Origin of the sequence: Heyndrickxia sp. FSL W8-0423, from assembly GCF_038009395.1 — a bacterium.
Lineage (GTDB): Bacteria > Bacillota > Bacilli > Bacillales > Bacillaceae_C > Heyndrickxia > Heyndrickxia sporothermodurans.
This window is the reverse complement of record NZ_JBBPBE010000001.1, coordinates 3,972,244-3,998,092: the sequence shown is the minus strand read 5'-3', so window position 1 is coordinate 3,998,092 and position 25,849 is coordinate 3,972,244. Positions and strand designations below refer to the sequence as shown.

Genomic DNA, 25,849 nt, shown 5'->3' with positions numbered 1-25,849 from the left:
GTGAAAAAAGTATGACGCAAATGTGGATAATGGAAATATTGAAAGGCATTGGGAAGATGTTTCTTCATCCAATATTCTACTATTCTATTATTTTAGCCGTTATTACTGGTCTTTCTCGTGTGAAACGAGAACGAAGTGATTTTCATATAAGGGTAAATGATCCATTGCAAGAATTACGTTTTTTATTTCCTGCAGGATTACTAATAGGGTTCATTCTTTCTATTATTACAGTCGGAAGTGGGTTAACAATTTCTTACTCCATCGTTACCATGTTAGCGATTATTACGATTGTGCTTTCACTTATAGGTAATTTTCGCTTTTTGTCTCCAGCATTTACGATCGGATTTTCATTTGTTTTTCTATTTTTAGCGAAACAATTAAACTGGAATCTTCCTATATTATCAGGACATCCATCTGATAATAGTTTATCAGGTTTTATTGTATTATTAGGTCTGCTGTTAATCGTTGAAGGTATACAAATGATGCGAAATGGATCAAAGAAATTTTCGCCAATCCTTCGAAATAGCAGAAGAGGTTTAGTTGTTGGTGCCCATCAGGTAAAACGAATATGGCTCATTCCTGTATTTTGTTTTCTGCCAATTGGCCCATTAACTGCCCCTTTCGAATGGTGGCCGACGTTTGATTTTGGGACAAGCTCGTATTCTTTCATTCTTGTTCCGTTTGCTGTAGGATTTCAACAGCAAATTCAAAGTACTTTGCCTCAATTAGCGGTAAAACGGATTGGGAAACAGGTAATTGCATTAGGGATAGTTATCTCAGCCATTGCTATATCAGGAATGTGGGTACCGATTCTATCAATAGTCGCAGTGATCATCGCAATCATTGGCAGAGGGTGGATTTCTTATCGACATCGTGTCCGGGAAAACGCGGCGCCATATTATTTTACACCTCGAAAAAATGGACTTATCGTTTTAGCTGTTATACCTCATTCTCCCGCTGAAAAATTAGGACTTCAAACAGGAGAGATTATTTATAAATGCAACGGGCAACTAACTGGAAACAAAAAAGAGTTTTACAAAGCCCTTCAAAAAAATCGTGCGTACTGTAAATTAGAAGTTCTTAATTCAGAAGGAGAGGTCCGCTTTGTACAAGGAGCATTATTTGAAGGAGATCACCATGAACTTGGTATTTTAACAGTAGAAGATAGGAAGAAATGGAATGGGAATGAGGCTTCTTAAAAAAACCATTGAGTTTCTAAAAGAATTATCAAATAATAAAGAGGGTAATATGATATTATCCTCTTTTTTGTGGATTGAAAATATCAATAGATAAAGTCAAATTTTAAAAATATTAAAGGATGAAATCACACAATGGTTAGAAGTTCAAAACATTTAGCACGTATATCACTTGCGATCATGGGAGTAGGATTTGTACTTACATTCCCATTTAGTGATTCGAAGATTATCGCATTTTTACACGGAGGATTTGAGGCAGGGATTGTTGGGGGTCTAGCAGATTGGTTCGCTGTCACAGCACTCTTTCGTTACCCGTTTGGAATACCTATTCCACATACCTCATTATTAACGAAAAATCGTTCAAGGATTACGAAGGCGTTAATTTCTACTTTAGAAAATGATTGGCTTTCGAAGAAAAGTATTAAAGATAAGCTGAATACGATTCAGATGACAGAAAAAATAATCAATATAGCCGAAAGGGAATTGCAATCACCACGCTTAAACAAAGCAATCGCAACTTTATTATCACAAATGATTGTGAAAGTTGACGTTCAAAAGCTTGCTCCACTTCTTTCAAAATATATGAAGGATTATCTTTATTTATATAAAATGCAATCTCTACTCGAAGTTGGGTCCAAGAAAATTCTTGATCATCAATTTGATCAAAAAGGATTGGATTATCTATTGATGCATGGGGAGAAATGGATTTCGAAAGAAGAAACGAAATACAAGCTTGGTAGTATGGCAGTAACTGCCCTTAATAAAATTGAATTAGATGGTTTTTTACAATTTGCTCTAAAATCCTTTCAAAGCTTAATTAACGAAGAGAAAATGGGGAAAATCATTCAAAATCTTATAAGTAATGTTATTCATGATCTACAAAATCCGAATAGTAATGATCGGGAAAAGGTTTTATTATCTATTCAAACGTTCTTACATAATGCCGGAGATAATCAAGCGCTCATTGAAGAATTGGAGAAATTCAAGCAATCATTGCTTGAGGAATGGGATCCGTCTGAAAGTATTGAAAAAATACTGTTTGAAATGCAAAAGAAACTAGCGGGTTATATTCAAAATAGTCCTTTTGTGGAAGCACATCTTATTCCATTAATCATGGAGCTATTCCAATCACTTAGAGGAAATCAAGAAAAAATGATGGCAATCGAAACATGGCTCCACACACAAATCACAAACTTTGTCGAAGAAAATCATTCAAAAATCGGCAGACTAGTTGAAGAAAACCTAAACAAACTCGATGATCAAACACTTATCAACATGGTAGAAAACAATATCGGTAAAGACCTGCAATGGATAAGAGTAAACGGAGCAATCTGCGGATTCATCATTGGAATATTGATTACTGGAATTGAGATGTTATTTTCTCTATAAATCCTTTTAACAATATTAAAAGCACAGAGTGGATTGGAGCGGAAGGGTGCGAGACTCCTGCGGGACATAGAGGAAAGGTCGAGACCCCACAGGCGCGAAAAGCGTCGAGGAGGCTCGACTTCCTCCCCGCGGAAAGCGAGCACCCTGTAGCGTAAAGGAACGGTCCATTATTTATTTCTAATTAAACTTTACTAAAATAAATAAGATGTTCATTAGAAGATAGACATCGAGTGATGAAGTCTATCTTCTATTTTTTACTTAATTTAATTTAAAAAAATTTTTAATAAGTAAAATTATCGGAATATATAGACTAAACACATATTATTTTGTACAATGTTTTCAGAACTTGGTTTTTATTTTGAATAATACAAATATAAATAATAAGGAGGAAGAAATACCTGTTTCTAATGAACAAAATTTACTATGTCTAAAAGGGGGAAATTAGAGATATGAAGAAAATCTTAGGTATTTCGATGTCACTTCTACTCTCAGCTGGACTAATGGCCGGCTGTGGCGGAGCAAAGAGTGGGGGAAAAGGCGGGGATGAGATAGTAATCGGAGCCAATCTTGAATTATCCGGTGGGGTTGCTTCTTACGGCCAATCGATTTTAGAAGGGGTGAATCTCGCTCTTGATGAAATCAACAAAGAAGGGATTGACGGAAAGAAAATTAAACTAATTAAAGTAGACAATAAATCGGATGCTGCTGAAGCAACAAGTGTAGCAACGAAATTAATAGATAAGGATAAAGTCTCAGCGATTATTGGTGCAGCAACAAGTACAAATACACTTGCACAAGTACAAATTGCCCAAGGGAAAAAAATTCCGCTCATTACTCCAACTGGCACTAGTCCGACTATTACCTTTGATAAAGGAAAACTAAATGACTTTGTGTTTAGAACTTGCTTTATTGATCCATTCCAAGGAACAGTCGCAGCGAATTTTGCTTCTAATGAATTGAAGGTCAAAACAGCTTCGATCCTTATCGATAGTTCAAGTGACTATGCAAAAGGATTAGCGGCAGCATTTAAAGAAGCATTTGAAAAGAATGGTGGAACCATTGTAGGCAATGACGAAGCCTATGTACAAAAAGATACAGATTTCCGCTCTACATTAACTCGGATTAAATCAAAAAATCCTGAATTTGTGTTTGTACCTGGATATTATGAAGAAGTTGGCTTAATTTTGAAACAAGCACGTGAAATAGGTTTAAATGTACCATTTATGGGTGGAGACGGATGGGATTCTCCTAAACTCATTGAAATTGGTGGAAAAGAAGCAACGAATAATACGTATATTACGAACCACTACTCATCTGGAGATTCGGATGCGAAAATTCAAGACTTTGTAAAAGCATTTAAAGCGAAATACAAAGATAAAACGCCTGACGCATTCAATGCTCTTGGATACGATACGTTATATCTCCTTGCAGATGCCATTAAACGTGCAGGAAGCTCTGAGCCTGAAAAAATTCAAAAGGCACTAGCTGAAACGAAAGAACTTGATTTAATTTCCGGAAAAATGACACTTGACGAAAATCATAATCCGATTAAATCAGCGACGATTTTAAAATTTGTAGATGGCGAACAAAAATTTGAAGCAAAAATTAATCCATAAATTGTAATAGGGGGCTAGTCCCCCTATTTTAGAGTTTATCAGGATTTTAAGGGGAGTGAGACAATGGAGATAATTCAGCAGCTAGTAAACGGTATCTCACTAGGTAGTATTTATGCACTCATTGCACTGGGCTATACAATGGTCTATGGAATTGTTAAACTAATCAATTTTGCTCATGGGGATGTCTTCATGATCGGGTCCTTTATCGGATTTTACTCGATTACCTTTTTACATCTTGGTTTCTTCCCGGCATTGATTATATCGATGGTCGTTTGTGCAATTCTAGGGGTAGTAATTGAAAGAATCGCCTATAAGCCGTTACGTAATGCGACGAGAATTGCCGCACTTATTACCGCAATCGGTGTTTCTTTATTAATTGAATATGGAATGATTTATTTAAGAGGTGCACAACCAGAAGCTTATCCGATTAATACTCTTCCTTCAAAAAGTATCCACATTTTAGGTATTACGATCAATAGTCAATCATTGTTTATTCTAGGTATATCCATTGTGCTGATGATTGTTCTTCAATTTATTGTGCATAAAACGAAAACGGGAAAAGCGATGAGAGCCGTATCTCATGATGCAGAAGCCGCAAAATTAATGGGAATTAGTGTTGATCGAACGATTTCCGCTACTTTTGCCATTGGGTCCGCACTAGCAGGAGCCGCAGGCGTAATATTCGGAACATATTATATAAAAATCGAACCATTAATGGGGCTAATACCTGGGATCAAAGCATTTGTTGCTGCTGTTTTAGGAGGAATTGGAATCATTCCGGGGGCAATGGTAGGTGGATTATTATTAGGTGTCATCGAATCACTTGTCAGTGCATTTGGTTATTCATTATGGCGTGACGGTGTTGCCTTTATCGTACTCATTCTTATACTTATTTTTCGACCATCTGGACTATTTGGCAAAAACTTCAAGGAAAAGGTTTAAGAAGGAGGAGAAGGTATGTCGATACTTAAACAGTCAAAAGGTTTTTGGCTATCAATCATTGTATCCTTAATATTTTTTGTAGTTGTCCAATGGCTAATTAGTAGTGAAATAATTAGTTCTTACTACACGAATACACTTTTTACTTTATCTATTAATATCATTCTCGCGATTAGCCTACATCTAATTATCGGAATTACCGGTCAGTTTTCGATCGGACATGCTGGTTTTCTCGCTGTCGGTGCATATGCATCAGCGATCATGACGATGAAGCTTGAACTGCCATTTCCCATTGCTTTAATTGTTGGGGGAATTGTCGCCACTATTGCTGGACTGATTATCGGGATTCCCAGCCTTCGTTTAAAAGGGGATTATTTAGCAATTGCCACTTTAGGATTCGGTGAAATTGTGCGGATTATCCTATTAAACATTGACTATGTTGGTGGAGCTAGTGGAATGCAGGTAATGAATTATACTACTTGGCCATGGGTTTACGCTTGTCTTTTAATATCTATTATTGTTATCGTCAATTTTACAAATTCGACCCACGGGCGAGCATGTATTTCGATTAGAGAAAATGAGATTGCTTCTGATGCTATGGGGATCAATACGACTTATTATAAAGTAATCGCATTTGCGATCGGTTCCTTTTTTGCCGGAGTGGCAGGAGGATTATATGCTCATAACTTCTATATTATCCAACCGACGAACTTTGGTTTCTTAAAATCATTCGATATTTTAATCTTTGTTGTACTTGGAGGTTTGGGAAGTTTATCGGGAGCAGTGATTGCGGCTGTCATTTTAACGATTGTTTCAACGTTTTTACAAGATTATGCTGAAACAAGGATGATTATTTATTCACTAGTCCTAATCATCGTAATGCTTTTCCGTCCACAAGGATTACTGGGAACAAGAGAAATTACCTCATTCTTCAAAAAAAGCAAAGATGCTGGTGGAGGGACACAAAATGGAAACAAACAAACCACTGCTTAAAGTAGATCATGTAGGGATTACATTCGGGGGACTAAAGGCTGTTTCAGATGTAAATATGGAGTTGGGAAAAGGTGAGTTGGTTGGATTAATTGGACCGAATGGTGCAGGGAAAACAACGTTTTTTAATCTATTAACAGGTGTTTATGAACCTACCATGGGGAATATTGAATTAAACGGAAAACGGATTAATGGGAATGCCCCTTATCAGATTACGAGAAAAGGAATTAGTCGGACCTTCCAGAATATTAGACTATTTAACGAGCTGACGGTTTTAGATAATGTTAAAGTTGCCTATCATTCCAATGCTAAACATGGAATATTTAGCTCTATCCTGCGTCTTCCCTCGCATTTTAAAGGTGAGAAAGAGATGGAGCAGGAAGCGATTGATTTTCTGAAAATCTTCAATCTTGATTTATATAAAGATGAAAAAGCAAAAAATCTGCCGTATGGACAACAAAGACGTCTCGAAATTGCTCGTGCATTGGCTACAAAGCCAAGCCTGCTCTTACTTGATGAGCCGGCAGCAGGAATGAATCCACAAGAAACGGAATCATTAATGAAATTAATTGCTTTTATTCGAGAAAAATTTGATTTAACAATTCTACTTATCGAACACGATATGCAGCTTGTCATGGGCGTATGTCAACGGATTTACGTTCTTGATCACGGACAATTGATTGCAGAAGGCACGCCATTAGAAATACGAAACAATCCGAAAGTGATCGAAGCATATTTAGGGGAGGAGGTTTCATAATGCTAACAATTGAGAACATCAACGTATATTATGGAAATATTCAAGCATTAAAAGGAGTCTCCCTAACGATTAATCAAGGTGAAATTGTCACATTAATAGGTGCAAATGGTGCAGGAAAAAGTACGTTATTAAAAACGATTTCCGGATTACTAAAGCCTAAACAAGGTCAAATTTTGTTCGAAAAAAGCTCGATAGCTGGGAATGCCGCACAAAGTATAGTTAAAAAGGGAATTTCCCATGTTCCTGAGGGAAGAAGGGTTTTCGCCAATATGACTGTCGAAGAAAATCTCGAATTAGGTGCATTTTTACGCAAAGATAAAGCTGGAATTAAAGAGGATTTCGAGAAAGTCTATCAGCTTTTTCCACGTTTATTAGAACGAAAAAAACAACAGGCCGGGACGCTATCAGGTGGTGAACAACAAATGCTGGCGATGGGGCGTGCATTAATGGCCCGACCGAGATTATTGCTGCTCGATGAGCCATCAATGGGATTAGCACCACTTTTAGTAAAAACGATTTTTAAAATAATTGAAGAAATTAATCAGTCCGGTACTACGATATTACTTGTTGAACAAAATGCTAATATGGCATTATCGATAGCTAATCGAGCCTATGTCATTGAAACGGGTCGTGTGGTTGCATCCGGAACTCCGGAAGAATTAGATAGTAGTGATCAAGTGAAATTAGCCTATCTTGGCGGCCATTAGATAGAAAGAGAAAGCATTGATAGTAGTTCAATGCTTTTTCTTTTTGAAATTTTTGCGAAACAATTAGAGTAAGTATGTTAAAATATAGTGGTTATCGTTTGTAAGATATGGAAGAAAAACAAATATATTGGGATTTTGCAATTTTAAATGGAAGGAATAGGTGAGGAAATTAATGAGTAAGAAAAAATTGCTATTTTTCAGTGTGGTCACTTCACTCCTCTTGTCAGCCTGCAATGCAGCAAAAGTGCCAATGTCAGTAAAAGAGCATGATATGAGCTCAATGGAGCCAGTGACAGGTGATGAAACGAAATCAGACTGGACATTGCCGAAAGATCCGAAAGCAAATGAGGATGTTCCAATGTCTATCGTAATAAAAGATAAACACGATAAACTTATCAAACAATTTGAAACTGTAAGCGAAAAGAAAATGCATTTAGTTATTGTCAGCAAAGATTTATCTTATTTCAGTCATATCCACCCAACATTAAAGGATAATGGCGAGTTTACCATCACTACGAAATTTCCGGCGGGTGGCGATTATAAAATGACTGCCGAAATGACACCAGTAGGAGCGAGCGAATACAGTTTGGAAGATCATTGGGTTCATGTAGTAGGAGATGAGCCAAAACCAAAACCAATCGTTCCCGATAAAAATCTAACGAAAGTAATCGATGGTAAGAAAGTCACGCTTTCTTTTGAAAATGAGTTAAAGGCGAAAAAAAATACGAATATTACATTCACATTGTATGATGAACAAACAAAAAAACCGATTAAGGATCTTCAACCCTATCTAGGAACGATCGGGCATGCGGTAGCAATCGATAAAGACTTGAAACATTTTTTACATGTTCACCCTATCTATACGAAAACGACTGGACCAGAAGTTACGTTTATGACGTATTTTCCGAATAAAGGAATCTATCGTATTTGGGGGCAATTTAATATTGATGGCAACATCCTTACTGTTCCATTTACACTTGAAGTTTCATAATTGTTTTACTAATAGATATTCGAAAAATAAAATGCGCTTAGTACAAGACTACTAGGCGTATTTTTAGTAGATTCATATAGATAATCTATCAATCTTGTTCAAATTGCTTTTCTAAATTCTTATCTAATATAAACACTTCAATTCTTTCCCCCATTTTTGTACTAATATCACTATGACTTGAGATTACTGTACAATTCGTAAGTTTCTCGACAATTCTCTCGAAGTTTTCGCTATACATTTCCCTAAGAACTTGACGCATTTGTTTCACTAGCTTTTTACCATATTGGTGATTAACTAAATGTTTCTCTTCAATGGTTAAAACACCTTTAAATCTAGCAATGACCATATCATGGACAATATATGTTTTTGTTTCTTGTGGCCCACGGCCAATAAGATCTCGTTGAAGTTTAATAAAGGCTTCACTAAGATCCGCTTCTAACCTTTTTTTTGTTATTGCCATGGTCAATGCCCCCATTCCATTATCTTGAAGATAATATTACTTTTGGATGTTTACCATTGTCAATAGAAAAATAAAAAAATAAAAAACCAACGAAATATTACGAAAAAATTAGTAATAAATAGATAATTTGAGAAATGATATGGAAATTGAGAAAATTCAACCGGATTTCGTTAAATTTCGTAATTTACAAATAAGCAAGGAGCGAAGTAGAATAAGCGTCATAATAAAAAATATTTCGGCCTAGTCTCAAAATTGAGAACGGAGGAACCACTTTCTTGGGGTTAATTCTACGGTTTGTAGAAGGGATGAGATCTTCTCTTTCGCCATCCTACCCGTCAGCTAACTTCGTCGGCTAAAGCGAAGGAGGTCTAAAGAGACCACCTTACCAAGGTGCTTTTTTGACTATGTTCTATACATAATCAAAAAGGAAACTTGAATTAATAGTAGGTCTTTTTGTTTTGCCTATTTTTAAAAAAGGATACTTGGAAGACAGAATGCAAAGGGAGCGAATGCTTGCTGGGCATTAGGTAGACCAATGTGTACTTTTTCTCCAAAAAATTGAGAAAAATGATTCGAATCAGAGGCATTCAAATCGAATGCATATTTACTGACCGGAACTTTTTTTACTCAAGCGGAGGGAAAGTATGTATTGGTCTATTTTTTTTGGAGGTGAAAGAAGAAAAGTAAAGATTTATTGCAGTGACTAGTTGAAGTGTAAGTTAAAAATCAGTCAAAGACTTGTGGTAATAAGTCAAGAGAAAATCCATAAAAAATAAAGTTGATTTTGGACTTTCAAAGGAAAAAAAGGCGCACTGAACTAAACCCGCACCATCACAAGAACGCTTGTTCGGGTTTGCTGAAAGGATTCAAAAGCAGCTATTTGCTTTTGAGTTACACGCTCCTTTTTGGCGTGTAGAGTTGGTGATTGCGTAGTAGCACATCCACCAAACGCACTAATTTTCTTGCAGTCATGACAAGGGCTCTTTTGTGTTGAAATTTCGGAACTTCTTTATACTTCTTTAAGTAAAATTCACGATAGGCGGGTTCATTTCGTTGGACCGAGTTGGCAGCTTCAACTAAGTAATAACGAAGATACTGATTTCCCGACATGACTCGTGGTGTTCGTTCCGATTCATAGTCGCCTGATTGCGATTTTTTCCAGAAGAGACCGGCATATTTAGCTATTTGCGCTTGTGTTTCAAATCGATCAATTTGACCGATTTCGGCGATAATCCCTGCCGCATAAACCGGACCAATACCCGGCACGCTTTTCAAGCACTGTCCTTCTGGAATAATGTGAAATAGGGACTCAATCCCTTTTTCTAACTCTTTGACCTGGTTTTTAAGTGTTTGAATGAGTTTGGCATAGGTGGCCAATACGACATCAACGGAGTCCTGTACGACCTTGCCTAAACGGTAGGAGTCACGAATCGCCTTTTGGATGGATTTCGCAACTTTTTCTGGCTGACGAAAGCGACCTTTTCCTCTCTCTTGAAGGAACTCAGCCAGCTCTTCCAGCTCCATCTGAGCGATCTCATCCAGCGAAAAGGATTCAGCGAACAACTCCATCATGGTCGAACCAAAAACAGAAGTATCTACTTCATTGGTCAATGTATTGCACTTGTAATAGAGATTTTCAAGGAAATGCTGCTTACACTCGGTCAATTGATGAATGACCTGATAACGAGAACGCGTTAAACGCTGAAGGGCAACATACTTTTCTTCCTTGATGATGGTTTTATTATAGCGCCCAAACCGAAGAAAGTCGGCAATCCGAAATGCATCAATTTTATCGGTTTTATCTTCTTCAAATAAGCCTTTAAACCGATGGATCGCCTTTGGATTTTGAACCACCACTTCCACCCCAATCCGTTTTAAGTCGGCATCGTTATCTAAAAGATGCGCAGGGTGAAAGCTATACACAGAGGTGGATTCCATGCCGACAATGATTTTTTCGTAATGGGATTGTCCATGATAAGCTAAGATATTTTCTTTAATCTGGTTCGCTCCATGAATATCGTTTGGAAAAGTCGTTTCTTTTAAACGTGTGTCTTCGCTGTCCAGAAAACACACATCAAGTTTTTTAGAGCTTACATCAATACCTACAAATAAATTCACGGAAAGGACCTCCTTTCATTTGATTATGGAATAAGCTTGGATACTGCGGGATATCCCTAGAAACAATGGTCTGGCAACAGCCTCGCGTATGAGTATTCAAAAGGTGCGTCTCTAAAAGCTGCCCCAATGTCCACTAACATTGGTATAGAAATACACCGATACAGCTTGTGTGTTTGCAGTACAACCATTGTCTGGGTCACAGTCTTTAATCGTAGTCGAACTACAGGAGGAAACAGCATATTCCCAGTTGGATCCATTCCAATGTCTATTATCCAGGGATATCCCCCAGTATCCAAGCAATTCGGGTTGTGCTATTTATGAATATAAAGAGAGAGCAGCATTGCCTCCATCATAGATAGCAATATCTTAATTATTTAGTTATCAAAGAACAATAAAAGCAATTTCTAAAACTTATTATACGAGGAGTGTAATTAAATGAAAATGGTCCGTCTTTGTTTATTGTTCATTTTGCTATGTGGGTTAATTTATCCATTAGTGACAACAGCTGCTGCTCAACTAATTTTTCCGAAGCAAGCAAAGGGAAGTCTAGTATATGATGAAGATAATATAATAGGTTCTGAATTAATTGCACAACAATTTACAACGAAGCAGTATTTTCACGGAAGAATATCATCGATTCAAAATGATGGAGCTGCTAGTGGTTCTACTAATTATGCACCATCCAATAAAGACTTACTCAAACGAGTAAAAGAATCGATTGACACCTTAAAAAGAGAAAATCCTGGAATAAAAACAAGCGATATTCCATTGGATTTGATTACGAATTCAGGATCAGGACTTGACCCGGAAATTTCTATTAAGGCGGCTGAATTTCAGATTTCCCGAGTTTCAAAAGAATCTGGAATTTCTGAGGAAAAACTTCATCTATTAATTAATCAGTATAAAGAAAAAAGGTCCTTAGGACTATTTGGAGAACCCAGAATTAATGTATTAACTCTTAACCTAGCATTGATGGATTTACTGGAGCATGAAGAGTAGACATTTTATGGTAATCTAAACTTTGGTCTTTGGGGTGATTGAAATGTTTGTAAGTGATAATTTTAGTTTTAGAAGAAAAACCCCCGAGGAAATTCTTCAGGAAATTGAACGATTAAACAAAGGTAAATTAAAGTTATATATTGGCTCTGCACCTGGAGTTGGGAAAACCTATCGAATGCTCCTTGAAGCTCATGACTTAAGAAATGAAGGAATTGATGTAGTGATTGGTTTCATCGAAACACATAATCGTCATGAAACTGAGAAACTTATTCAGAACCTTGAAATAGTGCCATTAAAGGACATTTCATATAAGGGTAAAATCTTTAAAGAGCTAAACCTAGAAAAAATTATTGAAAGAAACCCTGATGTCGTCATCATTGACGAACTAGCACATACAAATGTTCCGGGTTCTTCTAATGAAAAACGATATGCAGACGTTCAGGAGATTCTAACTTACGGGATAAACGTTATCTCCGCCGTGAATATTCAGCATTTAGAAAGTTTACATGATATTGTTCAACAAATAACAGGGGTTCAAGTGAGAGAACGAATTCCTGATTTTATTTTAAATTCTGCTCATGAGGTAATCCTTGTCGATGTGACGCCCGAATTATTACAAAAGCGTTTGAAAGAGGGAAAGATTTATACGGCCAATAAGATTGACCAGGCACTGCAAAACTTTTTTACTAAATGGAATTTATCAGCATTAAGAGAATTGTCACTACGTGAAGTCGCTAATGATGTAGATGAAAAAGCTGAAAAGGAAAATTTCATTCCCCATGGAACAAGTGAAAAAATTTTAGTTTGCATTCAGAATGATCTAAATGCAGAAAAGCTTATTAGAAGAGGATGGCGTATCGCCAGTCGTTTAAAATCAGCTCTCTATATTTTTCATGGAACCTATAAAAGCATGGACATCATGAATAGTAAGGAGAGGAAAAACATACTCGTATGGGAACAGTTGGCACTAGAATTCAATGCACAATTTATTGTAGAAGAAATGACCAATAAAAAGATTGCAAAAGTAATAACAGATATCTCAAAAAAATACAATATTACTCAAATTATTTTAGGTCAATCAGCAAGGTCACGGTTTGAGGAAATAACAAAAGGCTCCATCGTAAATGAAATAATGCGATTAACATCTGGAATTGACATTCACATAGTAGCCTAAACAAAGTTTGTTTTAGTCAAAGATATCTTCGAAAAATGTAAACTTCACCGACATGTATAAATAAACCATTCCGAGAGAAAACTTCTCCCGGAATGGTTTCATTACCCAATCATAAATCTTCCCTTTGGATAACGATAAAGTTCTTTAGTTTGTTTATGTGTTAAGGCAATAGCAATTGTCAGTGGACCTAATCGGCCAATAAACATCGTTATTGAAATAATAATTTTCCCTAGTATGGAAAGCTCCGGAGTAAGCCCCATTGATAGTCCGACCGTTCCAAAGGCCGAGGTTGCTTCAAATAAGATAACCTCGAAGTTTTTCTCTGTTTCAGTTATCGAAAGAAGCATCGTGACGATCACAACGACTGTAAAGCCAATTAATGCTACAGTGATTGCCTTATAAATCATCGTGGGAACTAAGCGTTGGCGAAAGAAAACGACATCTTCCTTCCCTCTCATTTGTGCCCAAGCTGCTCCTAATAACGTAACAAAGGTTGTCGTTTTAATTCCGCCACCCGTTGAGCCTGGAGAAGCACCAATAAACATTAAGATAATAAGTAAAAATATCGTGGAATCAGTTAAATCAGGGATGTTCACTGTATTTGCCCCCGCCGTTCTTGCTGTAACCGATTGGAAAAGGGAAGCGAGGATTTTTCCACTTGAAGAAAGCGGTTGTAGTGTCTTAGGATTACTATATTCTAATAAGAAAATAAACATTGTCCCAAATAATACTAAAGCTCCGGTCGTGCAAAGTACCACTTTACTATGTAACGAAAATCTACGGAAGGATTTATGTTCAAGGAAATCATGAACAACAATAAATCCAATTCCCCCTAGAATAATTAATGATGAGATCACCAAAGTTACAACAGGGTCTGATACGTATCCTGTTAAACTCCGGAATCCGCCCATTAAATCAAAGCCTGCATTATTAAAGTTAGAAATGGAATGAAAAACTCCGAAATATATCGCTTTTGCAAGGGGCATATCAAATGAAAAACGGATACTTAATAAAATTGCTCCTAGCCCTTCCGTAATTAGCGTAAAGAAAAGGACTGTTTTAACTAGTCGGACTACCCCCTGAGTAGAAACCACATTTAATGCTTCTTGTAACAATAATCGTTCCTTCAAAGAGATCTTTCTTCCAATTAACAGGGCGAATAAAGTTGCAAAGGTCATAAACCCAAGTCCCCCAATTTGAATTAAGGCCAACACAGTCATTTGTCCAAATACAGTAAAGGTTGTTCCAGTATCAACAACAACGAGACCTGTAACACATGTTGCAGAAGTTGCTGTAAATAAGGCATTAATCCAGCTTAACCCCTTCCCATCCTGTGTAGCGATAGGTAATTGAAGAAGCAAACAACCAATGAATATAATTACAACAAAACCAAGGATTAATATTTTTGGAGGTGAAAGCTTTAAGCGTTTATACAGATTATTTATCATCGTTTTCGTCCCTTTTTCAAGAATCTTAAGAATAGTTTACAATGACCCTTTTCTTTAATTATTTTTCTATTATATTTGAAAATTATTGAATTTCATATATGTTTATATTCCCCTTTTCAAAAAATTTAATTACAAATATTAATTACCTTATTTTATTGACAGAAACCAATTTATCAATTATCTTTAATTCAAGATATTTAATATACGAAATTATTTTTGGGGAAATAAGAGATAAAATATGTACAAAAGGAGTTGGACACTATGCAACTAAAAGGAATCCATCACGTATCTGCATTTACTGCAAATGCGCAAAATAATTTTTATTTCTATACAAAAACACTTGGAATGCGCTTAATCAAAAAAACTGTAAATCAAGATGATGTTTCGGTTTATCATTTATTTTACGGTGATGAACTAGGTAATGCCGGTACAGAGCTCACCTTTTTTGAAATCCCACATGCGGCAAGGAATCATGACGGAAATAATAGTATTTCTGAAATATCATTACGTGTAAAAAATAATCAAGCATTGGCATTTTGGAAAAATCGATTTGAAGAGTTGGCGATCGAACATAGTGAAATTGAAGAAGTTTTTAATCGGAAAGCCCTTCGATTTAAAGATTTTGAGGGGCAGCGACTCATTCTTGTTTCAGATGAAAATAATCAAGGCGTGGCAGCCGGCACTCCTTGGGGGAAAAGTCCAATTCCAAATGAATATGGGATTATTGGATTAGGACCCGTAAAATTAACCGTTCCGAATAGTGAACCCACTGTAGAGGTACTTACTGACATAATGGGATTCAGTCTAAAAGGAAAGTACCCTTCGGCGGTTCACGGTCAGCCAGATGTTCTCGTTTATGAAACCGGTGAAGGTGGAACAGGAGCCGAAGTTCATATCGAGGAAAGAACAGATTTGCCAAGAGAAAGATTGGGGCGTGGAGGGGTACATCACGTTGCATTCCGGGTGGACAATGAAGAGGAATTAAAGGAATGGGTTCAAAAAATAAAAGGGGAGAGAATGCCAAACTCCGGATTTGTAGATCGATTTTATTTCAAATCTTTATACTATCGAGAGCCGAATGGTATTTTGTTTGAGCTTGCAACGGATGGGCCAGGCTTTGCAACAGATGAGGATATTGAGCACTTAGGAGAAAGATTAGCATTACCACCATTTTTGGAACAAAAACGCAGTCAAATTGAAGCAAACTTAAAGCCGCTAGACACGAAACAATCATAAACAAAACTACTTGATTTTTCTTTTGTAGCTTGCTTATAAATGGGAAAGTCGAAAGATTAGATTATGAACCAGAAGATCAGATCAAAAATGAATAGGAAAAATGGTTAGGTACGGGAGCACATTACATTAAATGGTGCTCCCAATTTTTTTGTCTAAATACAGAGTGCTAGACACAATGGATCGAGCACTATGTGCAATAAGAAATTGAGCCAAATAATAAGTCGTCATGATTAATACATTTGAATATGGAATGTTTGCGACAAACATATTCCATGATAGGATGGAATCAGAAATAACGAATAAAATACTGCCTATGCTCGCCCATATGTTACCGGTCATGATTGCCGACCAAGTCATTAATGAAATAACAATTACATAGAAGATTACAGGAATGACAAGTGAAGCATTTCCATTTTGAATAATTGCTGTAATTAATTCCTTTCCCATGAAAAAGGAATAACAAACAATCGGAATAATGGAAACGAAACGGAGCCATGAAAACCGCCAATTGCTAAAAAAAGCACCCATATAAAAAAGGTGTCCAATAAGAAAAGCGGATAGTCCAACGATAAACCAATGAAGAGTTCCATCACCAAGCATACAGAAGAATAATCCACAAATAATGGTCCAATAGGTTTTTGATGACGTGGATGGGCGATGTAAATAAGCATAGCTAATAATTAACCACATCGGAATTAGTTTGAACAAAATCTTAATTAGCATTGGATGTTCTGGGATGAAAAAAATATACAAAACGCTCATTATTAAGATAAAGATTGGTAACAAATACTTTTTCAATTTGATCCCCGCCTAACGAAATATAATTCAGATAATTCCTAATCTTATAGTACCAAATTGATTCTTAAAGTAGAATGAAAATAAAAACTTTTTACTTGAAAGGGGAATTATGAAAGTGTTTATTAGAAGAGCAGAGATACTCGATGCAGTTGGAATCGCGAAAGTTCATGTAGATAGCTGGAAGACAACCTACAAAAACATCGTACCGGATTCTTTTTTAGATAATCTATCCTATGAACAACGGACAGAATTATGGAAAAAGAATATTAGTGAAGAAGGGAACGATGTTTTTGTTGCCGAAAATGATGAGGGTGAAATTGTAGGATTTGTCAGCGGTGGTAAAAGAGGAAATAATCATACAGAAAATGCGGGGGATCTTACTGCTATTTATATTCTCGAATCGTATCAAGGAATGGGAATTGGAAGAAAGCTAGTGGAACCGATGTTCAATCAATTTGAGAAATTAGGATATACGACAATATTTGTGGAAGTATTAGAACAAAATAAATCCCTCCATTTTTACGAGGCATTAGGAGCAAAATGGTTCGATTCTAAGAAAATTACAATAGGTGGTGCTGAATTGAATCTATTAATTTATAAGTGGGAGTTGGAGCGTAAAATCGGTTTATGAAAGGAGTATAACATGGAAAGAATCGCAGGAAAAACTGTTGAAGAATGGGAAAAGAACTATCCTTTAATTAAGCAAATGATTTCAACCGAAGAAGTATTTTGGACAAATCCGAAATACGGAACATTTAAAGAAGCAATGAAACATATATCCTTGAGTGAAAAAGATGTAAAAGAAGCAGAACAAAGATTACTACGTTTTTCTTCTTATATTGCGCAAGTGTTTCCTGAAACAAAAGAAATGAATGGGATCATCGAATCTCCTACTGTCGAGATTCCTCATATGCAAAAAGTGCTTGAAAGTAAAATGAAAAAAACAATGGAAGGAAGACTTTTGCTCAAATGTGATAGTCATCTTGCCATATCAGGATCAATAAAAGCAAGAGGGGGAATATACGAAGTATTAAAACATGCCGAAGACCTCGCCATCGAAGCAAATATGCTAACGTTTAAAGATGACTATTCTATGATTGATAGTGAGAGGTTTAGAAAATTTTATTCACAATACTCGATTGTCGTCGGCTCAACAGGAAATTTAGGGTTAAGTATTGGGATCATGAGTGCGAAGCTTGGATTTAGCGTAACCGTACATATGTCTGCTGATGCGAAGCAATGGAAAAAAGACCTGTTAAGAAGTAAAGGAGTAAATGTAGTAGAACATCCATCCGATTATAGTAAAGCAGTAGAAGAAGGGAGAAAGCAAGCAGAACAAAATCCTAACGGCTATTTTATTGATGATGAAAATTCGACTACTTTATTTTTAGGGTATGCAGTTGCAGCGTTTCGATTAAAAGAACAATTTGACAAGATGGATATTAAAGTGGATGAGGAGCATCCATTATTTGTTTATCTTCCATGTGGAGTTGGGGGCGGACCAGGCGGAGTAGCTTTCGGGCTTAAATTAGTATTTAAAGACCATGTTCACTGCTTTTTTGCTGAGCCGACCCATTCTCCTTGCATGCTTCTAGGATTAATGACAGAACAGCATGATCATATATCAGTACAAGAATTTGGAATTGATAATGTAACAGCAGCGGATGGACTCGCTGTTGGAAGACCATCACGATTTGTCGGTAAAACATTGGAAAATCTAATTAGCGGAGTATATACAGTAAGTGATGAACACTTATATGCTTTACTTAGCACTTTAGCCGATACAGAGGGGATGTATTTAGAACCTTCGGCGTTGGCGGGAGTAGCCGGACCGATTCGACTATTTAATGATCGGTCGGGACTAAAGTATTTGGAAGACCAATTTGTATTAGGAAAAATGCGAAATGCAGTTCATCTTGCTTGGGGCACAGGCGGGAGTATGGTCCCGAAGGAAGTGATGGAAACCTATTATCAAAGAGGATTGCAATTCCAATTAGGAAAATAATTACTTCGAAAAAACAAACCGGTTCGAATAAAGAACGGGTTCACTTTTGAGGTGCAAACATTGTAAAACACATAGGAAAACGCACTTGAATTCACACTATGATTCACAGTGCGTTTTTTACTGATTTATCAACATTTTGGTGAATTTTAATTGTTAATTGTTTCCTGAATCACATAGTAAAAACACGGAGTATGAAATAATTATTGGAGGTGTGTGAGTTTTTTGTGATTTAGTATGTGGATTATGTTGTGATTACAGGGGTTGTTGGATTTAATTTTAATGGATAAATTTCCCGGGCACACAGATTCCTACATGATTAGCGGTCTTAGAAGACCCCACAGATGCATTTTTACCTCGCGAAGGCTACCTGAAATGTATCCAAATGAGGTTAACTAGATTTCTTACCTTAATTGAAGAAACCAGTGATATTTAATAAGCGGAGATTTTCCGCTTAAACTACAAAATAGAGTCCTGGTTCAGGGATATAAGCGGAGATTTTCCGGTTAGGCAAAGAAAAAATACCCATTTTTACGTTTTTCGAGTCAATAGGCGGAATTTCTTCGTCTATTTAGGTCATTTTCAGTGAAATTTATTAATTAAGGGAAATTTCTCCGCTTATTTTTCAAACTTGCTAGGGCATATACTGAACTTATACAACTGGTTAGTAAAATTAAAAAAAAGGCATGGGATATTTGTATCCCTACACCTTTTTGACTGTGCAATATACTGTGAATTGTGTTGTGAAATTTATGTGATTATGTTTGTGATTTAGCGTTTTGCACCTAACAAGTGAACCCGTTATTCGAATAAACCGGTTTGTCTTTTCTCAATCTTCTTTAGAGTTCTTACCTTTATTTCGTTTATTTCCCTTACTGTTATCCCCGCTAAAAGGATCCTGGCCTTGTGATTGGGGTGCGTTTTGATTTTTACTTCCTTTGTTAAATTTTTTTGTCATGAACACCATCTCCTTTCTTATTTCCATTTCAGTTTGTCCTTATTTGATGTACAGCATTCTATTATTTCTGCTCAGCAGAAACCTTTTCCGCTTCCCAGTAAAATTCGCTGTACACGTCAGCAATAGCTTCTGCTGTACGATACAATTCATCAAGATTATTATCAACGCCACCGATTTCGAATAGCATCGCATTTTTAGCCAGATCTTGATTATACTTTCCATTTCCTTGATTATACCCTTTGATCATTACACCATGAAGCATAATACCGGGATATTTTTTCTCCATTTGCTTAGCAAATTTTAAAGCAAAGCTTCGATTTTTTTCAAAGTTGTTCACTTCTTTTCCAACAATAATAGAAATTTTGGCATATGGCTTCCCATTAATTTTAGTTGTTGTTAATTTTCGTGGTTGAGAATCCCTATGAATATCAATTATATTCGTAATATCTTTATTTCTGGATAAAGTGGATGCAACCATACTTCTTGATAAGGTGTAGGCATCATTTACAGACCATCCTTTGGCATGAAGTGCTTCTGCCATATTAGTTTTATCATGCACCACACCAATCCCACGCTCTTCAAGTTCTTCGGTTAGTTTTTTTCCAACCGCAACGACATTTACCTTTTCATTATTACTTGAAACTGCCCCATTTTTCAAAAGTGGTTTAAATGACTCATAGCTATGCGTGTGGTAAATATATACAACTTTTCTGCCATTTGTCGTCATTTTAGGTTTCTTTTTATTTGTTTCAGGAACGTCAGATTTAATATTTTCCTCATTAATTTCATTATCTTTCAGCACTTCTTCAAGAGGAGGAGAAGATTCAACAGGTAAATTCGTATAATCCGCCCCTTTTCCGGCAAAAAAGATTTCCGCATCATAGGAGTAAAATCCGGGCAGCTCTCTGCCAAGTAAGCTCCGAATATCACCAGGCTTCAAATTTGTAGCTGCATTAAAAACAACTGTCGATATTTTCGGCGGCTTACTTTTTTCCGGTAATACTTCATGTACTTGTGAAAATTCCAATCCCATTAAATAAACAAAGTTTTCCGGAGAGAAGTTTTTCATGGATTGACTTACATAGGAGGAAGTAAAATATTTGCTCCCTACTGAGGTTAGAAGGCTGGAAATAAATAAAATCGCTGCTACAAGTAAAAAGGGGACAATAAATGGTGTCCGTTTCTTCATCAACTCACCTCGTGATTCATGTTATTCTATTTATATGTTTGTAAAAATTTTAGTAGAATCACAAAATGGAATAGGAGAAATGAAAAAAACGCCTGTAGGTTCAGGCGTTTTTCTTAATGATTATCAAGTTGTAAAAAACTTCTTCGCTTTTTCAAAGTACTCCATGTCCTCATCGAGTAATTCTTCTTCGTGGAAGATAGCGTCAACCGGGCAAACTGCTTGGCATGCACCGCAATCAATACAAATATCCGGATCGATGTAAAATTGATCCTTTCCTTCAGCAATACAATCGACTGGGCAAACCTCTACACATTCTGCAGCTTTCTCTCCTTGACAAGGAAATGTAATTACAAAAGCCATATAAACTGACCACCTTTACATGATTTCTCATTAGAAACTGGAATGAGAATGATTATAGTTAGATAAAACAGAGCCAATTGGTTCTCAATTCATTATACTATCAATCAGGATATATTTATCCTATATTCTAGCATATAAAAAATTCAATCATTTTATTTATGATTTAATGATTTTTGCATGAAAACGACTTGATGTGCAAGTCCGTTTATACGTTGAATGACATTTTGATCGATGATTTCATTGCTTGAATTGAAATGGGTATCGTGAACATAGACATAATTCGGTGCAACAAATGATCGAAAAAATCCCGCAATTGGTTTTAATTGGTTTTCAATGACTAAGTAATGTTGGTATGTTCCCCCTGTTGCTGCAAAACCGATGACTTTCCCGCTAAATGCATCGACCGGTACTAAATCAAACAAGTTTTTCAATGCTCCCGTCATCGACGCTTGATAAATTGGTGTTCCAATAATGTAAAAATCAGCTGAAGACACGATATCAATAACGGTTTTCGTATCCCCCGTATACGTAGATGGGTTCCGGCCATCACAAAATTGAACATCGTATTTTTGTAAATCTAATAATTCGATCTCTATTTCAGGGAATTGTTCTTTGGCGGATTGAAGTATTTTTTCAACAACTAACCTTGTTCTTTCACCTGAAATAGTACCAGAAATTCCAAGTAGTTTCATGTTAATCTCCTTAATTATGTAGTAGTACTTCTAAAATATGCAAGGCATACCGATAAGCTACACTTTTTATATATTTTTGTATAAAATGTTGTTATAATCAATATAACAAAATAAACTACTTCGTACAACGAAAAAATTCGGAGGTGAGAAAGTTGGAAAAAAAATCTTCAACGAGGGATCAACTTCTTCATTTATTAAAAAGATATAAAAAATTAAGTGTGGTTGATTTGGAATCTCATCTTGAAATTACCGGAATGGCGGTAAGACGCCATTTAAATAATTTAGAAAATGAACGATTGATCCAATCCGAAACAATACGGAAATCGATGGGAAGACCTGTCCAAGTGTATTTTTTGACAAAAACGGGCGAAAATCAATTTCCAAAAAGCTATTCGAGTATAACAGTTGAATTTCTGGAAGACATTGAAGAAATGAACGGACAAGAGATGATAGATACGTTATTCCAAAACCGTGAACGACGATTAGAAAATAAATATAAAGAGCGTATTCAACACAATCAATTAAAGGATCGGGTAGCGGAACTGGCTAATATTCAAAACGAAAACGGGTATATGGTGGAGTGGGTTGAAAAAGAGGATGGTACTTTTGAATTAACGGAGTATAATTGTCCTATTTTTGACGTTGCTAGAAAGTACCAAAAAGCATGTTCATGTGAGCACTCTTTATTTCAAAAGATATTAAAAACAAATGAAATTGAACAAGTGTGCTGCATGTCTAAAGGCGGCGATCATTGTAAATACGTGATTAAAGAAAAGTAACATTCTTATGTGGAGGTTATTCAATCTATCCGGTGAGAGAAGCAACCAGCCCAACTTGGTCGCCAAAGCCCCGGAATGAAGCCCAAGAGCGAAGCAAAAAGTCCAACTTGGTCGCCAAAGCCTTGGAATGAAGCCCAAGAACGGAGCAACGAGTCCAACTTGGTAGTCAAAACCCCGGAATGGAGCCCAAGAACGAAGCAATCAGCCCAACTTGGTCGCCAAAGCCCTGGAATGAAGCTCAAGAACGAAGCAACCAGCTCAACTTGGTAGTCAAAGCCCTGGAATGAAGCCCAAGAACGAAGCAACGAGTCCAACTTGGTAGTCAAAACCCCATTAAGAAATTTATAGAAACGAAGCTACTTTACACGAATATTTCCAGATCCATTCTAATAGTTTTTTTTGCTTATGAAAATATTTCTTTAATGACATAAAAATCCCTTCCATGTATGATAAAGAAAAATAAGCTGGTACTTGGAGGGAGCTTTTAACATGAATAAAATACTTGTAGTCGATGATGAACCTTCAATCGTTACACTTTTAAAATTCAACTTAGAACAAGCGGGATTTTCCGTTATTACTGCCGCAAATGGTACCGAAGGCTATGAACTTGCCTTGAAGGAACAATTTAGTTTTATCGTTTTAGATTTAATGCTGCCTGGAATGGATGGAATGGAAATTTGTAAAAGACTTCGCCAGGAAAAAATAAAAACTCCAATCTTAATGCTGACAGCTAAAGGGGATGAATTGGACAAGATTCTCGGACTTGAGCTCGGTGCAGATGATTATTTAACAAAACCATTTAGTCCTAGAGAGGTTGTTGCTAGAGTAAAGGCAATCTTACGAAGAACAACGGAAACGAATGAAGCAAATGAAACCGAAGAACCGCATTATACAATCGGCCATTTGAAGGTATATCCGGAGCAATTTGAAGCTTATTTTAAAAGTGAGAAGCTAGAACTAACACCGAAGGAATTTGAACTTCTGCTCTATTTATCAAGTAATAGAGGGAAAGTTTTAAGCAGGGATCAACTGTTAGATTCGGTATGGAATTATGATTATGCAGGAGATACTAGAATTGTGGATGTCCACATTAGTCATTTACGCGAAAAAATTGAAGAAGATACGAAACAACCACAATATATTAAAACGATAAGAGGCTTTGGATATAAAATGGAAGGACCGAAAAATGAATAAACTTTGGTTGAAAATTTCTTTTCGTTTTTTATTGCTATTGTTTTTTGTCCTACTAGCGATAGGTTTTTTTATCGGAGATTTGATGAAAAATACTTATATGGATATGACAAGGAATCAATTATTTCAAGATGCAAATATTGTATCTGAATTTATTAATTCAAAAGAAATTCGAAAACAATCCAATGAATTGCAAGAAAAGGTCGAAAGCTTTTATGCCGAAAACCAACCTAGAATTACCATCATTGATGCGAACGGTGACGTGATAGCGGATTCTGAAGATAACCCGGCAAAGATGGAAAGTCATGCGAATCGTCCCGAGTTTAAAGATATTATCAAACGGCATAAGAAAAATGCTGAGTCCATTAGATTTAGTGAAACCCTTGGTTACAATATGATGTATGTGGCCACTCCTATTCAAAACGATGATCAAGTAGTCGGAGTAATAAGAGTTGCGTTTACATTGCAAAATATTGATCATGCTATAAAAAAATTGTGGCTAAGTCTTGGTTTAGCGATGGGAATTACATTAATTTTAGCAAGTATTATTGCCATTAGCTTAGCGAAAGGAATTACAAGACCGATTGAAGATATTATCCAAGTAGCTAGAAGACTTTCTGAAAAAGATTATAGTAGCAGAGTAAGGGCGAAAACAAACGGGGAACTGGAGCAGCTTTCGATCGCTATCAATACATTAGCGAAAAGCTTACAGCACCAGATGGAGGAAATTAGCGAAAATCAGCAAAAATTAACTGGTGTGCTAACCAATATGGTTAGTGGCGTCATGCTAATCAATCCGGAAGGCCGCATCGTTCTTGTAAATCCAGCTATGGAAAAAATTATTGGATCAACGGCCGATCAATTAAGAGGTAAACTACATATTGAAGCAGGCAAAAGCTTTGGTCTTAGTCAATTAATTGATCAATCATTAAAGAAAAAAATAAAAATTCATGATGAAGTGCAAATGTATTACCCCGATCAAAGAATTTTGGATGCTCATTTAGCACCCTATTTAGGGGCAAATGGAGAAATAAAAGGAATCATTACGGTCCTTCATGATATAACGGACATTCGGAGATTGGAGAAAATGCGTAGCGAATTTGTTGCTAATGTTTCGCATGAATTAAAAACACCTATTACTTCTTTGAAAGGATTTGCAGAAACATTGCTAGATGGTGCAATGTATGATCCCGAAATAGCAAAATCCTTCTTAACGATTATTCATGATGAAAGTGAGCGGCTCCATCGTTTAATTACCGATATTCTTCACTTATCAAAAATTGAACAGCATCAGCTTCCATTTCATCCCGAGCCATTAAATGTAACAGGTGTCATTTACGAAACGATCGATACGATTCAAGAAGAAATTAATAAAAAACAATTAACTATCAAACTTCCTAATCAAAAACCAGTCATCATTGATGCGGAAAAGGATCGTTTGCAGCAAATTATATTGAATCTTGTTGCCAATGCTGTGACCTATACTCCTGACAAAGGAACAATTGAAATTGGGATTGTGGAAAAAGACGACCAAATTGAGTTAACTGTGAAAGATACTGGTATTGGAATTTCGAAAGAAGAATTGCCACGCATTTTTGAACGTTTCTATCGAGTGGATAAAGCTCGCTCACGTAATTCAGGAGGAACTGGACTTGGACTTGCGATTGTCAAACATCTAGTCGAATCCCACCATGGTTCTATCCAAGTAGATAGTGAAGAAGGCAAGGGAACACTATTTACAATAACCCTTCCTAAAAAACAAAATAGGTAGATTTTCTCGAAATTCTATCAAACACATCCGATTATGGATGTGTTTTTTTATTGCAATGTTAAGTCGCTTTGCAAATTTTTACATTTGGT

The 25,849-nt window shown here is 36.3% G+C and carries 24 protein-coding genes and 1 riboswitch; of the genes, 16 read left to right on the top strand and 8 right to left on the bottom strand.

All coding sequences use genetic code 11. From position 1 onward, the window contains the following. The first annotated feature begins 11 nt into the window (after window positions 1-11). The 8 genes from MKY81_RS20430 (at window position 12) to MKY81_RS20395 (ending at window position 8,585) form a co-directional block, all read left to right on the top strand. The gene (locus tag MKY81_RS20430) at window positions 12-1,199 is read left to right on the top strand and encodes a PDZ domain-containing protein (RefSeq protein WP_066228345.1); all 1,188 of its coding nucleotides are present in this window, start codon (window positions 12-14) and stop codon (window positions 1,197-1,199) included. Between the two features lie 132 nt (window positions 1,200-1,331). Beyond that, a complete protein-coding gene (locus MKY81_RS20425) occupies window positions 1,332-2,585 on the top strand; it encodes a DUF445 domain-containing protein (protein WP_066228348.1) in 1,254 nt (417 codons plus the stop codon). A gap of 449 nt (window positions 2,586-3,034) precedes the next feature. Next, window positions 3,035-4,201, top strand: coding sequence for an ABC transporter substrate-binding protein (locus MKY81_RS20420; RefSeq protein WP_066228354.1), 1,167 nt, complete (start codon window positions 3,035-3,037; stop codon window positions 4,199-4,201). A gap of 63 nt (window positions 4,202-4,264) precedes the next feature. Beyond that, a complete protein-coding gene (locus MKY81_RS20415) occupies window positions 4,265-5,143 on the top strand; it encodes a branched-chain amino acid ABC transporter permease (RefSeq protein WP_341118665.1) in 879 nt (292 codons plus the stop codon). A gap of 15 nt (window positions 5,144-5,158) precedes the next feature. Continuing rightward, window positions 5,159-6,133: a branched-chain amino acid ABC transporter permease gene (locus tag MKY81_RS20410; RefSeq protein ID WP_341118664.1), complete on the top strand. Its 975-nt coding sequence runs from the start codon at window positions 5,159-5,161 to the stop codon at window positions 6,131-6,133. Next, a complete protein-coding gene (locus MKY81_RS20405; RefSeq protein WP_066228361.1) occupies window positions 6,108-6,887 on the top strand; it encodes an ABC transporter ATP-binding protein in 780 nt (259 codons plus the stop codon). Before MKY81_RS20410 ends, MKY81_RS20405 begins: the two co-directional genes overlap by 26 nt. Beyond that, window positions 6,887-7,594, top strand: coding sequence for an ABC transporter ATP-binding protein (locus MKY81_RS20400; protein ID WP_066228365.1), 708 nt, complete (start codon window positions 6,887-6,889; stop codon window positions 7,592-7,594). The genes MKY81_RS20405 and MKY81_RS20400 overlap by 1 nt, the downstream gene beginning before the upstream one ends. Before the next feature lie 172 nt (window positions 7,595-7,766). Beyond that, window positions 7,767-8,585, top strand: a complete 819-nt coding sequence (locus tag MKY81_RS20395; RefSeq protein WP_108070120.1) for a hypothetical protein — start codon at window positions 7,767-7,769, stop codon at window positions 8,583-8,585. Window positions 8,586-8,673: 88 nt separating this feature from the next. Here MKY81_RS20395 and MKY81_RS20390 read toward each other — a convergent pair whose 3' ends face one another. Together MKY81_RS20390 and MKY81_RS20385 are read right to left on the bottom strand one after the other, a co-directional pair. After that, window positions 8,674-9,045 (bottom strand): DUF2294 domain-containing protein, encoded by a 372-nt coding sequence (locus tag MKY81_RS20390; RefSeq protein WP_108070118.1) that lies wholly within the window; start codon window positions 9,043-9,045, stop codon window positions 8,674-8,676. Window positions 9,046-9,272: 227 nt separating this feature from the next. Next, window positions 9,273-9,414: riboswitch (cyclic di-AMP (ydaO/yuaA leader) on the top strand. A 522-nt stretch (window positions 9,415-9,936) separates the two neighbouring features. Then, complete coding sequence (locus MKY81_RS20385; protein ID WP_108073350.1) at window positions 9,937-11,163, bottom strand: IS110 family transposase; 1,227 nt, start codon at window positions 11,161-11,163, stop codon at window positions 9,937-9,939. 435 nt (window positions 11,164-11,598) lie between these two features. Here MKY81_RS20385 and kdpC point away from each other — a divergent pair, with 435 nt between their 5' ends. Both kdpC and kdpDN read left to right on the top strand, forming a co-directional pair. Continuing rightward, window positions 11,599-12,162 carry a potassium-transporting ATPase subunit KdpC gene (kdpC, locus tag MKY81_RS20380; protein WP_108071984.1) on the top strand — a complete coding sequence of 188 codons (564 nt, stop codon included), beginning with the start codon at window positions 11,599-11,601 and terminating at the stop codon, window positions 12,160-12,162. A gap of 43 nt (window positions 12,163-12,205) precedes the next feature. Beyond that, window positions 12,206-13,336: a KdpD-like non-kinase potassium sensor gene (gene kdpDN, locus MKY81_RS20375; RefSeq protein ID WP_108071986.1), complete on the top strand. Its 1,131-nt coding sequence runs from the start codon at window positions 12,206-12,208 to the stop codon at window positions 13,334-13,336. Between the two features lie 101 nt (window positions 13,337-13,437). Here kdpDN and MKY81_RS20370 read toward each other — a convergent pair whose 3' ends face one another. Further along, window positions 13,438-14,784, bottom strand: coding sequence for a TrkH family potassium uptake protein (locus tag MKY81_RS20370; RefSeq protein ID WP_108071988.1), 1,347 nt, complete (start codon window positions 14,782-14,784; stop codon window positions 13,438-13,440). A 261-nt stretch (window positions 14,785-15,045) separates the two neighbouring features. On the opposite strand from MKY81_RS20370, the gene MKY81_RS20365 reads away from it, so the two are divergent. After that, window positions 15,046-16,020: a ring-cleaving dioxygenase gene (locus MKY81_RS20365; RefSeq protein WP_108071990.1), complete on the top strand. Its 975-nt coding sequence runs from the start codon at window positions 15,046-15,048 to the stop codon at window positions 16,018-16,020. A 126-nt stretch (window positions 16,021-16,146) separates the two neighbouring features. On the opposite strand, the gene MKY81_RS20360 is transcribed toward MKY81_RS20365, so the two are convergent. Beyond that, a complete protein-coding gene (locus MKY81_RS20360) occupies window positions 16,147-16,818 on the bottom strand; it encodes a lysoplasmalogenase (protein ID WP_244913485.1) in 672 nt (223 codons plus the stop codon). Window positions 16,819-16,933: 115 nt separating this feature from the next. Between MKY81_RS20360 and MKY81_RS20355 the strand changes: the two genes are divergently transcribed. Beyond that, entirely contained in the window at window positions 16,934-17,449 is a 516-nt protein-coding gene (locus tag MKY81_RS20355; protein ID WP_108071992.1) for a GNAT family N-acetyltransferase, read from the top strand. 12 nt (window positions 17,450-17,461) lie between these two features. Then, window positions 17,462-18,823, top strand: coding sequence for a D-serine ammonia-lyase (locus MKY81_RS20350; RefSeq protein WP_108071994.1), 1,362 nt, complete (start codon window positions 17,462-17,464; stop codon window positions 18,821-18,823). An 826-nt stretch (window positions 18,824-19,649) separates the two neighbouring features. Here the strand turns inward: MKY81_RS20350 and MKY81_RS20345 are convergent. From MKY81_RS20345 to MKY81_RS20330, 4 genes are all read right to left on the bottom strand, one after another. Further along, complete coding sequence (locus MKY81_RS20345) at window positions 19,650-19,778, bottom strand: hypothetical protein (RefSeq protein WP_280523957.1); 129 nt, start codon at window positions 19,776-19,778, stop codon at window positions 19,650-19,652. Window positions 19,779-19,839: 61 nt separating this feature from the next. Then, window positions 19,840-20,967: a stage II sporulation protein P gene (spoIIP, locus tag MKY81_RS20340; protein WP_108071996.1), complete on the bottom strand. Its 1,128-nt coding sequence runs from the start codon at window positions 20,965-20,967 to the stop codon at window positions 19,840-19,842. A 123-nt stretch (window positions 20,968-21,090) separates the two neighbouring features. Continuing rightward, complete coding sequence (locus MKY81_RS20335; protein ID WP_066228382.1) at window positions 21,091-21,327, bottom strand: indolepyruvate ferredoxin oxidoreductase subunit alpha; 237 nt, start codon at window positions 21,325-21,327, stop codon at window positions 21,091-21,093. A gap of 152 nt (window positions 21,328-21,479) precedes the next feature. Continuing rightward, window positions 21,480-22,019, bottom strand: a complete 540-nt coding sequence (locus tag MKY81_RS20330; protein WP_108071998.1) for an NADPH-dependent FMN reductase — start codon at window positions 22,017-22,019, stop codon at window positions 21,480-21,482. Window positions 22,020-22,171: 152 nt separating this feature from the next. Here MKY81_RS20330 and MKY81_RS20325 point away from each other — a divergent pair, with 152 nt between their 5' ends. From MKY81_RS20325 to pnpS, 3 genes are all read left to right on the top strand, one after another. After that, the gene (locus tag MKY81_RS20325; RefSeq protein ID WP_108072000.1) at window positions 22,172-22,798 is read left to right on the top strand and encodes a helix-turn-helix transcriptional regulator; all 627 of its coding nucleotides are present in this window, start codon (window positions 22,172-22,174) and stop codon (window positions 22,796-22,798) included. A 489-nt stretch (window positions 22,799-23,287) separates the two neighbouring features. Beyond that, the gene (locus MKY81_RS20320; RefSeq protein ID WP_066228394.1) at window positions 23,288-23,992 is read left to right on the top strand and encodes a response regulator transcription factor; all 705 of its coding nucleotides are present in this window, start codon (window positions 23,288-23,290) and stop codon (window positions 23,990-23,992) included. Further along, window positions 23,985-25,760 (top strand): two-component system histidine kinase PnpS, encoded by a 1,776-nt coding sequence (pnpS, locus tag MKY81_RS20315; protein WP_066228398.1) that lies wholly within the window; start codon window positions 23,985-23,987, stop codon window positions 25,758-25,760. Before MKY81_RS20320 ends, pnpS begins: the two co-directional genes overlap by 8 nt. Window positions 25,761-25,849 lie beyond the last annotated feature (89 nt).